This window comes from Pseudomonas sp. CCNWLW23, assembly GCF_037095675.1.
GTDB lineage: Bacteria > Pseudomonadota > Gammaproteobacteria > Pseudomonadales > Pseudomonadaceae > Aquipseudomonas > Aquipseudomonas atacamensis.
On sequence record NZ_JBAWKM010000003.1, the window covers coordinates 310,869 to 323,203 of the forward strand.

The window sequence follows — 12,335 nt, forward strand, 5'->3', positions numbered from 1 at the left end:
GTGCAACGAGGCTGCGATCTTCTGGCACCGCCGCCGATAATGGAATAAAACTGGAGCAGCCTCGGCTGCTCTTTTGCTTTATGAGAGAACACCCATGACCGCCGCCAAAACCCGCATTCTAGAGCTGCGCGCTGAGCTGGATCAGCACAACTATCGCTATCACGTTCTCGACGAGCCGAGCATTCCCGATGCCGAGTACGACCGCTTGTTCCACGAGCTCAAGGCACTGGAAGCGGCCAACCCGGAACTGATCACCAGCGACTCGCCGACCCAGCGCGTCGGCAGCATGGCGTTGACTGCGTTCACTCAGGTGCGCCACGAAATCCCCATGCTCAGCCTCGGCAACGCCTTCGAAGAATCCGACATGCGCGAGTTCGATCGCCGCGTCAACGAAGGCCTCGACGTGCCGGCCGGCGATCTGTTTGGTGGCGGCGCGGCGGTGGAATACAGCTGCGAGCCGAAGCTCGATGGCCTGGCGGTCAGCCTGCTGTATCAGGACGGTCTGCTGGTGCGCGGCGCCACCCGTGGCGATGGCACCACAGGCGAAGACATCAGCGTTAACGTGCGCACCGTGCGCAATATTCCGCTGAAGCTGCACGGCGAAGGCTGGCCGGCGACGCTGGAAGTGCGCGGTGAAGTGTTCATGTCCAAGGCCGGTTTCGAGCGCCTCAATGCTTCGCAACTGGAAATCGGCGGCAAGACCTTCGCCAACCCGCGCAACGCGGCAGCAGGCAGCCTGCGCCAGCTCGACTCGAAGATCACCGCCAATCGTCCGCTGGAATTCTGCTGCTATGGCATCGGTCAGGTATCTCACGATATCGCCGACACCCACATCGGTAACCTCAAGCAGTTGCAGAAGTGGGGCATGCCGATCAGTCACGAACTGAAGCTGGCCAAGGGCATTGATGAGTGCCTGGAGTATTACCGCGACATCGGCAAGCGCCGTAACTCGCTGGCCTATGAAATCGACGGCGTGGTGTTCAAGGTCAACAGCATTGCCGACCAGCGTGAACTGGGCTTCCGTGCCCGCGAGCCGCGCTGGGCGATCGCACACAAATTCCCGGCGATGGAAGAACTCACCGAGCTGCTCGACGTGGAATTCCAGGTCGGCCGCACCGGTGCGGTGACTCCGGTGGCGCGTCTGAAACCGGTGAAAGTCGCCGGCGTCACCGTGGCCAACGCCACATTGCACAACATGGACGAAGTCGCGCGACTGGGGTTGATGATCGGCGACACGGTGATCATTCGCCGCGCCGGTGATGTGATTCCGCAAGTGGTGCAGGTAGTCATCGAGCGTCGCCCCGATGACGCGCGCCCGGTGGCCATTCCTCAAAGCTGCCCGGTTTGCGGCTCGCACGTCGAACGCACGCAACTGGTCAAGCGCAGCAAGGGCAAGGAAACCTTCAGCGAAGGTGCGGTGTATCGCTGCGTCGGCCGACTGGCCTGTGGCGCGCAATTGAAGCAGGCGATCATTCACTTCGTCTCGCGCCGGGCCATGGACATCGAAGGCTTGGGCGACAAGAGCGTCGAGCAACTGGTCGACGAAGGCCTGGTCAGTTCGCCGGCTGATTTGTATGCGCTGAAATTCGACGACATCGTCGATCTGGAAGGCTTTGCCGAGGTATCGAGCAACAAGCTTCTCAAAGCCATTGAAGACAGCAAGCAACCGAGCCTGGCACGTTTCATCTATGCCCTCGGCATTCCCGATGTCGGCGAAGAGACGGCGAAGGTGCTGGCGCGTTCGCTGGGTTCGCTGGAACGCGTGCAACAGGCCTTGCCGCATGTGCTGACCTACCTGCCAGATGTCGGCCTGGAAGTGGCGCACGAGATCCACAGTTTCTTTGAGGATGCGCACAACCAGCAGGTCATCAGCGAATTGCTCGGCCATGGTTTGCAGATTCAGGATCAAGGCGAGTTGGGCGCCGAATTCGCCGCCAGTACCACCCTGGGCGGCTTGCTCGACAAACTGCACATTCCCTTCGTCGGCCCCGGTGGTGCGCAGAAACTCGCCGATCGCTTCGGTTCGCTGGAAGCGGTGATGAACGCTGACTGGCTGGACATGCGCCAGGCATTGCCGGAGAAGCAGGCCAACTCGGTGCGCGAGTTCTTCGCCTCGCCTGAGCATCGGCAACTGGCCGAGCGGGCCGAGCAGCAGCTGCGCGATTTCGGCATGCATTGGCAGAGCGAGAAAAAAGTCGTCGAAGGTCTGCCGCTGTCCGGCGAAACCTGGGTGCTGACCGGCAAGGTCGAGTTGATGAGCCGGGATGTGGCCAAGGATCATCTGGAAAGCCTGGGCGCCAAGGTCGCCGGTTCGGTGTCGGCGAAAACCCATTGCGTGGTCGCAGGCCCGGGTGCCGGCTCGAAACTGACTAAGGCCAACGAGCTGGGCGTGAAGGTCATGGACGAAGAAGCGTTTATCGCTTTCCTCAAAACCCACGGCGTCCCTGTCTGACCGGACGAACCCCTGAGGCGAGGGGATTTACCCCTGTCCGGATGGGCACCTGTGGCGAGGGGATTTATCCCCGCTGGGTTGCGCAGCGACCCCAAAACCCTGCGACCGATCATTTCATCTGTATCGCGTGTACGGTGTTTTGCGACTGCTGCGCAGTCGAGCGGGGATAAATCCCCTCGCCACAACGGCGGTGTCATTCAGGAGCGGGCTATATTCGGGAACGATGTTGTCTTCAGGATGATCTAGTCTTGGCCAGTCCCAGGGAGAGATCGCCATGCACCGCTTTTTCGAGCAGCTCAGTTCCCGCATCATCGCGCCGTTCGTGGCCGGATCCTCGCGCAACAGCAAAGTCTGGCCGTGCCGTTGCGGCCAGTCGCTGTTCTTTCGCAACAGTCAGTGCCTGGCCTGTAACGCCTTGCTCGGCTATCAACCTGAAGAAAGTCGCCTGACCTCGCTGCAGCCGGGGCCGGAAGAGGGCACCTGGACGCTCGACGCCGATCCCGAGGCCGGACTGTTCCGCCGCTGCGCCAACCTCGACATGCCCGCCGCGTGCAATTGGCTGCTACCGGCCAACGATCACGACACCTTGTGCATCGCTTGCAGCCTCAACCGCACCATTCCCGACCTGTCCGTCGCGGAAAATCCCGAACGCTGGCGCAAGGTCGAAATCGCCAAGCGTCGACTGGTCGCGCAACTGATCACCCTCGGCTTGCCGGTCATCCCGAAAACCACGGATGAAGAAACCGGGCTGGCGTTCGACTTCATCGGTGTCGACCTGGAAGGCAACGCGCCGATGACCGGCCACGCCAATGGCCTGATCACCCTCGACATCAAAGAGGCCGACGACGCTCACCGTGAGCAGGTCAGGGCGGCGATGCACGAACCTTACCGTACGCTGCTCGGGCATTTTCGCCATGAGGTCGGCCACTACTACTGGGATCGCCTCATCGCCAACGGCCCTTGGCTGGACGCGTTCCGCAATCTGTTCGGCGACGAGCGCGCCAGTTACGCCGAGGCGCTGGACCGGCATTACCAGCAAGGCGCGCCGCTGGACTGGCCGCAGCACTACGTCAGCGCCTACGCGACCATGCATCCATGGGAAGACTGGGCGGAAACCTGGGCGCATTACCTGCACATGATGGATGCGGTCGACACGGCGCTGGGCTTCGGCATGAGCGCGCGGGAAATGGACTTCGACTATCAGCCATTTCCCACCAGCACCCTGTACGACCCGGAGCACCCCGGCGGCACGGCATTCCTGTCGTTCGTCAATGCGTGGATCGAACTGGCCGGCATGCTCAACGAACTGTCGCGCAGCATGGGCCAGCCGGATTTCTATCCGTTCGTACTGCCGGCGGCGGCGATCGCCAAGCTGCACTTCATTCATCTGGTGATCCAGCAGGCGGGCGGCAGGGCGGATGAGGTGCTGGCCTTGTAGGTGCCGCAGGCCGTGATGTTTATGTCCTTGAAGCCGTTCAGGTTTTTTATCTGCAACCAACGGTTGTAAGTTCATCTCAGACAGGTACAATGGCGCGGCTCGCCGACAGGCAAGCGTCGTTATGGTGACCCCATCGGTCCCCCCGCAACGATTACCCGTGAACCTGGTCAGATCCGGAAGGAAGCAGCCACAGCGGGAACATTGTGTGCCGGGGTGTGGCTGGTGGGGGCACCACCTTAACCAACCTACCGAGAATTCAAAGAGAACTGCATGGGTTTCGCCCACTGCGGTTTTTTTATGCCTGCGATTTGGCTAGTGGCGTTGATCCGCCATCAGAAACGCGCGGCTCAGCCGCGTAGCGCCCCGGTACCCGTGCGGCTGTTGAAGGCGAACAGTGGCATACTCCCTCGCCTGGCATTGAGAGGTAAGGCAAGTGGGTGAAATCGACGATCTGACCCGGGAAAAACTGCGCGAATGGCAGATGCGGCGTCTGGAAGTCAAAACGCAGATGCAGGATCAGCCCGAGCGCACGCTGGAATTGTCGCGAGTGCTCGACCTGATGGATGAGGAGCACGCAGCGATTCTGGCGGCTTCGACCGTGTTCAACGCGGCTGAAGAAACTGCGCAGCCGCTCGCGGTGCAGGACCAGCCCGTCATCACTGAATCGGTGGCCGGCCAGTACGACCTGCAACTGCACGCCAGCGCGCAAAACCCTGAACACCTGCGCAAACTGCTGGAAATGGCGCTCTACGAAGTGCGGGCGCAGATTGAAGCAGGGCCGCTGGCTGCCGGCGCAGATCGACGCGGCATGTCCGGCACGCTCGGCGGTTACTCCTTCGAGCTGCGGATCAGCCCCGAGTCCGGCAGTGAGAGAAACTTGCCGCAGTCCCATGAAATGCACGACGAGAATGACCAGGACTGATCTGGTGTTGTATTAAAGCCCAGGCGGCGAGGTTGTATGCACCCGGAACATTTTGATTTGGCCACCCCGGTATTTCTGCCCATCACCCATGATGCGTGTACGGCGCTGTTGCAGCCCGAGGGTGACGCGACACTGGCCAGCCTGAGCGACCCGGAACTGGCGGCAGTGCTGGTCATCCAGAACCTCGCCCAGGCCACGGAACAGGATTTGAGCGCCAGCGCAGCGGAGAAGATCCTCGCCAGACTCATTGACTGGTCTGTCACCTCTCGGCGCACCGGATCGGCGGGACTGCTTGCAGAGGCGCGGCGTCTGTTCGATTCGCGCAAATTGTATTTCGGCCTCAATGCGCTCAAAGGCCTGAACCTGCGCTTTCTCATGGCCGATGAAGTCGCCGCGCAGGCATTTCTGTTGCCCGGCGGGCAGTGGGATGCGGACTACAAGATCCGCCATCAGCAACAGAACAACCCGTTTCGCCAGCAAATGGTCACGCCACGTGAGCGCGAGCACTGGTTAAGCGCCGCGCAGGACAAACTGTTGCGAACCTTCCGTGCCAACCTCGACGAAGACCTGCACGTGCAGGGTTATGCGGGCATCGGCAAGAGCTACATGCTCAGCGCGCTGATCGAATGCCTGCGCTCGAAACGCACTCTGGTACTGGCGCGCACCCCGGCGAAACTGGCGACGCTGCGCAAGCACATCGTTCAGGTCCACGACACGGAAGTTGGCCAGACCTTTTTCGATTTCGCCCAGGCTCAACTGCTCGGTCCCCGGTTGCCTATGGCCAGAGCGCCGGCGCGTCTCCCGAGCAAGCAGGCGCTGGCGCAGGAACTGAATATCTTCGGCTTTCGCCACCACGACGGGCCGGGCACCCTCGAAGTTTGTCTGCGCGTGCTCAAGTTGTACTGCGCCTCAAGAGATCACACGCTGTCCGCCAGGCACTTGCCGCATTTTCAGCAGCCCTTGACCGGCGCTGACTCGCAGGCGCTGCTGGAATACTCCAGTCGCCTGTGGGTGTATCTCGAGGCCAATCCGGCCTGGGCCAGCCAGACCGGCTTTCCGACGTTGCTCATGATCAAGCGCGCCAGTCTGGCCGGTTGCCGCGTCCCGCCGCGCTACACCCATGTGATCATCGACGAAAGCCAGGACGTGCCGGCGTCGCTGCTGCAAATCATCGAGCGCGGGCAGCAGGTACTGATCACCCTCGGCGATGAGTATCAGCAGGCCACGGGCGAGGCGCCCAAGCGCAAGCGTGAAGTCCGCCAGAGCGATATCTGCTATTCGGTGCGTTCGGGGCGCAATGTCGAGCGCCTGGTCAATCCGCTGATCTCGCGCCACACGCACAAGAGCAAAGTGCCGTTCGAAGGCGCTCGTCACGCCGACGTCGATATCGAGTACTACCCGCAAGCCTTCGTGCCGCCCGAAGGTTGCGTGGTGCTGACCGCGTCACCGTGGGACACGATGATGTGGGCCATCCACCTGCACGATTGCAATTGCGCCTTCAGTTTCCCCGACCGGGAAGCGCAGGACGACATCAAGCATTTCATGACCACCGCCATCGAGCTGTTCCGGCGCGATTTCTACCATGCCGGGTCCAGCGAGAAAGGACCGCACCCGTATTTCAGCGACATGGCTGATTGGCAGATGGTGCGTGAGGCCAACCGTTTCGACGAGGCGTTTTTGTGGATCGAAGCGCAACTGCAGAACGGCTTCATGATTGCCGACCTGACGCGACTGAGCCAAAAGATCATCGAGCCGGGCAAAGCCTGCCTGTTGATGATGGCCGAGCGGGCTGGCGGCATGGAGTTCAGGCGCGTGCTGTTGACCCGGACGTTGCTCAGTAACGAGAAATTCAAGGATGCCTACGAGTTCGATCAGCGCATCTGCGCGGTGTACATCGCCGTGTCTCGTGCCCGGCAGCAGCTCTATCTGCCTTACGACGTGGTCGAGTGGATCGATTATCACCACAGCCGTGAGCCGAAATTCCGCGAATCGCACGGTTATTGACCTCGGCCCACATGGGGTTAGGGTGTGGTTGAAGAGGCGCCGGTGTACAACCGGATTATGTCGTCGATCTCGCCGGACATTTTCATCCGCAGCAACGTGCGCAGGATCCGCTGCACCGGCACGTTCGGGTCGTTCCTCACATAGCAGCCGATATTCTGTTCCTGCAGCACCGCGACCCCTTGCAGCTGCTGCTCCGGCAACAGGCGCTGATTGATCCAGTCCAGCGTCCACTGATTGCTCACCGCATAGCGGTATCGCCCGGCCAGCAGCTTTTCCAGTACCTGTTCCTGATTGCGCGCGTCTTCGCGTTGCAACTGGTCGGCGTCGAACAGCGGTTGCAGGGTAGGGTAGCTGTAGCCGAGAACGGTGCCGATGGCCTGGCGCGGTAGCTGGGCGGGATTGATCTGCGCCGGTTGTTCCTTGCGGCTGATCAGCAGGTCGCGCTGAAACCACAACGGCACGCTCCAGATGTAATCGCCGGACTGATTCGGCAGCCACGACTGTGCGGCATAGCAGCGCACGTCGATGTCGCCGTGCTCCATGGCGCTCTGTACCCGCGCGCGCGGCAGGACGACGAACTGCGCTGGCGCGCCGACCTGGGTCGCCAGGCTGAGCAGGACGTCGTGCAGAATGCCCTGGGTCGGTCTGCCGCCTTGCAGTTGCACCATCGGCATCGCCCAACTGTCCGGCACGGCGAAGCGCAACGGCGCTTGCGCTGCCATCGCGTTGAGGCTGATACCCAGCAATGCCGCCACGGCCCACCGCATAGACGCTCCGGTAATTCCCCATCCCGAGCTGATAAAAGCCTCTGCTGATGCAGCTTAGCCATATTAGACGAGGACACCGGATGCAATTTTGCCCTTGCTCCGCTAGCATTAGCCGCTTCTGCTTCCTTCGCTGCGACGGTTTTCGATGAGTTATCAGGTTCTTGCACGTAAATGGCGTCCACGCTCGTTCCGCGAAATGGTCGGCCAGACCCATGTGCTCAAGGCTCTGATCAATGCCTTGGACAGCCAACGGCTGCACCACGCCTACCTGTTCACCGGGACGCGCGGGGTCGGCAAGACCACCATCGCGCGGATCATTGCCAAGTGCCTGAACTGCGAGACAGGTATCACCTCCAGTCCCTGCGGCGAGTGCTCGGTGTGCCGCGAGATCGATGAGGGGCGTTTTGTCGACCTGATCGAGATCGACGCCGCCAGCCGCACCAAGGTCGAAGACACCCGCGAACTGCTCGATAACGTGCAGTACGCGCCAAGCCGTGGGCGCTTCAAGGTCTACCTGATCGACGAAGTGCACATGCTTTCCAGCCATTCCTTCAATGCGCTGCTGAAAACCCTCGAAGAGCCGCCGCCCTACGTCAAGTTCATCCTGGCGACCACCGATCCGCAGAAACTTCCAGCAACGATTCTTTCGCGTTGCCTGCAGTTCTCGCTGAAGAACATGACGCCCGAGCGTGTGGTCGAGCACTTGACCCATGTGCTGACCGCAGAAAACGTACCGTTCGAAGACGATGCACTGTGGCTGCTCGGCCGCGCTGCTGATGGCTCGATGCGTGACGCCATGAGCCTGACCGATCAGGCCATCGCGTTCGGTGAAGGCAAGGTCCTCGCGACCGACGTGCGCGCGATGCTCGGCACGCTGGATCACGGTCAGGTCTATGACGTGCTGCATGCGCTGATCGAAGGCGATGCCAAGGCGCTGCTCGAAGCCGTGCGGCATCTGGCCGAGCAAGGTCCGGACTGGAACGGCGTGCTCTCGGAAATTCTTAACGTGCTGCACCGCGTGGCCATCGCTCAGGCGCTGCCGGAAGGGGTCGACAATGGCCACGGCGACCGTGATCGCGTATTGGCCCTGGCCCAGGCACTGCCGGCCGAAGATGTGCAGTTCTATTACCAGATGGGCCTGATCGGGCGCCGCGATTTGCCGCTGGCGCCGGACCCGCGCGGCGGTTTCGAAATGGTCTTGCTGCGGATGCTCGCGTTCCGCCCGGCGGATACAGCGGATGCACCGAGGCAACCGCTAAAGCCAGTGGGGATCAGCCAGGCCACAGTTGATTCCGCAAACTCAGTGGCTGCCGCGCCGAAGCCTGCGCCGGTGGTCGCTGCGGCTGTTGCGCCCACACCTGCGCCCGCACCGGTAGCGGCGCCGGTTGCCGAGCCAGAACCTGTGGCTGCGGTTGTCGAAGCACAACCGGAGCCTGAGCCAGTCGCCGTCGAAGCCGCGGTCGATCTGCCGTGGAACGACCCGGTGGAAGCCGACGCCGAGCCTGCGCCCGTTCAGCAACCCGCCGTCGAACCAGTGCTGGAAACCGCTGGCGAGCAGCCCGAGCTGCCGCCGATGCCGCTGCCGACCCCGGACAGCGTGGTGCCGGATGCGCCGGAGTGGGCCGCTGCGCCGATTCCCGAGCCGTCCGTCGCCGAGGTCGATGCCGCTACGCCGGGCATGGACATGGACGACGAACCGCCGCTGGATGAAGACTACATCGAGCCGGACATGGATTCGGCCTACAGCTACCTCGACGAACTGGCCAGCGAACACGCCGCTGATCCCGAGCCTGAGCCCGAGCCGGAACCTGCCGCCGCGCCGGCCACCGGTCTGGCCCTGCAATGGCTGGAGCTGTTCCCGAAGCTGCCGATTTCCGGCATGACCGGCAGCATCGCCGCCAACTGCACATTGATTGCGGTCGATGGCGATCACTGGCTGATGCACCTTGACCCGGCCCACAGCGCCCTGTTCAACGCCACGCAACAGCGTCGTCTCAACGACGCGTTGAACCAGTTCCACGGGCGCACGCTGACCCTGACCATCGAGCTGATCAAGCCTGAGCAGGAAACCCCGGCCCAGGCCGCCTCGCGCCGCCGCGCCAATCGCCAGCGTGAGGCGGAGGAATCGATCCACGGTGATCCGTTCATCCAGCAGATGGTTCAGCAGTTCGGCGCGGTGGTGCGAAGCGATACTATTGAACCTGTCGACGCCTTGGTCACCCAAGGCTAATAACTGAAGGTGCTCGGCCAAGATGGCCGGGCGCTGTTTTATCCAAGTACGTTTGAGGTGATTCCCATGATGAAAGGTGGCATGGCCGGCCTGATGAAGCAGGCGCAGCAGATGCAGGAAAAAATGGCCAAGATGCAGGAAGAACTGGCCAACGCCGAAGTCACCGGCAAGGCCGGCGGCGACATGGTCACCGTGGTGATGACCGGTCGTCACGACGTCAAAAGCGTGAGCATCGACCCAAGCCTGGTCGAAGGCCTGAGCGAAGACGACAAAGAAATGCTGGAAGCCGTGGTCGCTGCCGCCGTCAACGACGCCGTGCGCAAGATCGAAGCCAACAGCCAGGAAAAAATGGGCAGCATGACCGCCGGCATGAACCTGCCAGCGGGTATGAAACTGCCATTCTGATTCGCCTTTGGGCGGCAGATGAGCTACACAAAATGCCAGGCATTGTGCCTGGCATTTTTGTTTCTGCGCGGCGCGGATCGTTCCTGCGCTCTGCGTGGGAATGCCTCTGGGGACGCTCCGCGTTCCAGCTTGCGATTGGGGCGCGGAGCGTCCCGGGCTGCATTCCCACGCAGAGCGTGGGAACGATCAGTGGGAGCGCGCCTCGGGCAAAACTGCAGAAACATCGAACACACCACCGCTACCAAGGTCTGCTCCCTATACACCGAATTCCCCATTCACAGGAGACGCTGACATGTCCGACCCTCTCACCCTCAATCAACGCTTCGTCCTCGCCTCGCGCCCGACCGGCGCGCCGACCCCGGAGAACTTTCGTCTCGAGCGCGAGGCGCTGCCGGATCTGCAGGACGGTCAGGTGCTGTTGAAAACCCTGTACCTGTCGCTCGACCCGTACATGCGCGGACGTATGAGCGACGCACCGTCCTACGCTGCGCCAGTGCAAATCGGCGAAGTCATGACTGGCGGCGCGGTCAGCCGGGTCGAGCAGTCCAATCATCCGAAATTCCACACTGGTGATCTGGTGGTTGGCGCCACCGGTTGGCAGAGCCACAGCATCAGCGACGGTCGCAACATCATGCCGATCCCGGCCGGCCTGCCGAGCCCGTCGATGGCCCTCGGGGTGCTGGGTATGCCGGGCATGACCGCGTACATGGGCCTGATGGACATCGGCCAGCCGAAAGAAGGCGAAACCCTGGTGGTGGCTGCGGCGTCCGGCGCCGTCGGCTCGGTGGTCGGGCAAGTGGCGAAGATCAAAGGTCTGCGCGCGGTCGGTGTGGCCGGTGGGGCCGAGAAGTGCAAATACGTCGTTGAGGAGCTGGGTTTTGATGCCTGCATCGACCACAAGGCCGACGACTTCGCCGAGCAATTGGCCAAGGCCTGTCCCAACGGCATCGACATTTATTATGAGAACGTCGGCGGCCATGTCTTCGACGCAGTCTTGCCGTTGCTCAATCCCAAGGCGCGCATTCCGTTGTGCGGCCTGATCGCCGGCTACAACGCCGCCGAAGCGCCGACCGGCCCGGATCGCCTGCCGATACTGCAACGCACATTGCTCACCAAGCGTGTGCGTATTCAGGGCTTCATCGTCTTCGACGATTACGGTGATCGTCAGCCGGAATTCATCAGCCACATGGTGCCGTGGGTACGCGACGGCAAGGTGAAATTCCGCGAGGACGTGGTCGAAGGCCTGGAGCAGGCGCCCGAGGCGTTCATCGGTCTGCTGGAAGGGCGCAACTTCGGCAAACTGGTGGTCCGGGTCGCCCAGGACTGAGGATTTGACGCTGGCCAGAGGCGCGGGTATAAACCGCGTCTCGTTGTTTAGTCGGACTGTTTACCCATGAGCTTCAGCCCCTTGATTCGCCAACTGATCGACGCTCTGCGCACCTTGCCAGGCGTGGGTCAGAAAACCGCTCAGCGCATGGCGTTGCAGTTGCTCGAACGTGATCGCAGCGGCGGCACCCGTCTGGCCCAGGCCTTGAGCCAGGCCATGGAAGGCGTCGGCCACTGCCGCCAATGCCGCACGCTGACCGAAGACGATCTGTGCCCGCAATGCGCCGACCCGCGCCGCGATGACACGCTGCTGTGCGTAGTCGAAGGGCCGATGGACGTTTATGCGGTGGAGCAGACCGGCTTCCGTGGCCGCTATTTCGTGCTCAAGGGGCACTTGTCGCCGCTGGATGGCCTGGGGCCGGAAGCGATCGGCATTCCGCAACTGATGGCGCGGATAGAAGAGGCGGGGACCTTTACCGAAGTCATCCTCGCCACCAACCCGACAGTGGAAGGCGAGGCGACGGCGCACTACATCGCGCAGTTGCTCAACAACAAAGGCCTGGTCGCCTCGCGGATTGCTCACGGCGTGCCGCTGGGCGGTGAGCTGGAGCTGGTCGACGGCGGCACGCTGGCGCATTCGTTTGCCGGGCGTAAACCGATTTCCCTCTGAATTTGCGGCGTCTGAACTGACGCCTTCGCGAGCAAGCTCGCTCCCACATTGGTTGTGTGTCGTTCACAAATCCCCTGTGGGAGCGAGCCTGCTCGCGAATGGCGCGCCGCGGTCCATCTGA

At 62.1% G+C, this 12,335-nt stretch carries 9 protein-coding genes and 1 other RNA gene; 9 read left to right on the top strand and 1 reads right to left on the bottom strand.

The genetic code is table 11. The annotated features are described in order from the left end of the window. The first annotated feature begins 94 nt into the window (after positions 1-94). From ligA to V8J63_RS06855, 5 genes are all read left to right on the top strand, one after another. Positions 95-2,452 carry an NAD-dependent DNA ligase LigA gene (gene ligA, locus V8J63_RS06835; RefSeq protein WP_336463805.1) on the top strand — a complete coding sequence of 786 codons (2,358 nt, stop codon included), beginning with the start codon at positions 95-97 and terminating at the stop codon, positions 2,450-2,452. Positions 2,453-2,726: 274 nt separating this feature from the next. Then, positions 2,727-3,890: a zinc-binding metallopeptidase family protein gene (locus V8J63_RS06840; protein WP_125927747.1), complete on the top strand. Its 1,164-nt coding sequence runs from the start codon at positions 2,727-2,729 to the stop codon at positions 3,888-3,890. A gap of 131 nt (positions 3,891-4,021) precedes the next feature. Next, positions 4,022-4,118, top strand: an RNA gene (gene ffs / locus V8J63_RS06845) — signal recognition particle sRNA small type. Positions 4,119-4,323: 205 nt separating this feature from the next. Beyond that, the gene (locus tag V8J63_RS06850; protein ID WP_177434895.1) at positions 4,324-4,812 is read left to right on the top strand and encodes a hypothetical protein; all 489 of its coding nucleotides are present in this window, start codon (positions 4,324-4,326) and stop codon (positions 4,810-4,812) included. Positions 4,813-4,848: 36 nt separating this feature from the next. Then, positions 4,849-6,816: a hypothetical protein gene (locus tag V8J63_RS06855; RefSeq protein ID WP_130887689.1), complete on the top strand. Its 1,968-nt coding sequence runs from the start codon at positions 4,849-4,851 to the stop codon at positions 6,814-6,816. Positions 6,817-6,833: 17 nt separating this feature from the next. On the opposite strand, the gene V8J63_RS06860 is transcribed toward V8J63_RS06855, so the two are convergent. Continuing rightward, a complete protein-coding gene (locus V8J63_RS06860; protein WP_073474002.1) occupies positions 6,834-7,583 on the bottom strand; it encodes a substrate-binding periplasmic protein in 750 nt (249 codons plus the stop codon). Positions 7,584-7,728: 145 nt separating this feature from the next. Between V8J63_RS06860 and dnaX the strand changes: the two genes are divergently transcribed. The 4 genes from dnaX to recR all read left to right on the top strand — a co-directional run bounded on the left by dnaX (position 7,729) and on the right by recR (position 12,214). Next, positions 7,729-9,813: a DNA polymerase III subunit gamma/tau gene (dnaX, locus tag V8J63_RS06865; RefSeq protein WP_130887688.1), complete on the top strand. Its 2,085-nt coding sequence runs from the start codon at positions 7,729-7,731 to the stop codon at positions 9,811-9,813. A gap of 66 nt (positions 9,814-9,879) precedes the next feature. Further along, positions 9,880-10,218 (top strand): YbaB/EbfC family nucleoid-associated protein, encoded by a 339-nt coding sequence (locus V8J63_RS06870; RefSeq protein WP_003223337.1) that lies wholly within the window; start codon positions 9,880-9,882, stop codon positions 10,216-10,218. 292 nt (positions 10,219-10,510) lie between these two features. Further along, positions 10,511-11,545, top strand: a complete 1,035-nt coding sequence (locus V8J63_RS06875; protein ID WP_130902693.1) for an NADP-dependent oxidoreductase — start codon at positions 10,511-10,513, stop codon at positions 11,543-11,545. A 66-nt stretch (positions 11,546-11,611) separates the two neighbouring features. After that, entirely contained in the window at positions 11,612-12,214 is a 603-nt protein-coding gene (recR, locus tag V8J63_RS06880; RefSeq protein ID WP_016773861.1) for a recombination mediator RecR, read from the top strand. Positions 12,215-12,335 lie beyond the last annotated feature (121 nt).

What these genes read in the sequence shown, in the direction of transcription:
- V8J63_RS06840 (WP_125927747.1), top strand. Translation starts at nt 2,727, where the DNA reads ATGCACCGCTTTTTCGAGCAGCTCAGTTCCCGCATCATCGCGCCGTTC.
- recR (WP_016773861.1), top strand. Translation starts at nt 11,612, where the DNA reads ATGAGCTTCAGCCCCTTGATTCGCCAACTGATCGACGCTCTGCGCACC.
- dnaX (WP_130887688.1), top strand. Translation starts at nt 7,729, where the DNA reads ATGAGTTATCAGGTTCTTGCACGTAAATGGCGTCCACGCTCGTTCCGC.
- V8J63_RS06875 (WP_130902693.1), top strand. Translation starts at nt 10,511, where the DNA reads ATGTCCGACCCTCTCACCCTCAATCAACGCTTCGTCCTCGCCTCGCGC.
- V8J63_RS06870 (WP_003223337.1), top strand. Translation starts at nt 9,880, where the DNA reads ATGATGAAAGGTGGCATGGCCGGCCTGATGAAGCAGGCGCAGCAGATG.
- V8J63_RS06855 (WP_130887689.1), top strand. Translation starts at nt 4,849, where the DNA reads ATGCACCCGGAACATTTTGATTTGGCCACCCCGGTATTTCTGCCCATC.
- ligA (WP_336463805.1), top strand. Translation starts at nt 95, where the DNA reads ATGACCGCCGCCAAAACCCGCATTCTAGAGCTGCGCGCTGAGCTGGAT.
- V8J63_RS06860 (WP_073474002.1), bottom strand. Translation starts at nt 7,583, where the DNA reads ATGCGGTGGGCCGTGGCGGCATTGCTGGGTATCAGCCTCAACGCGATG.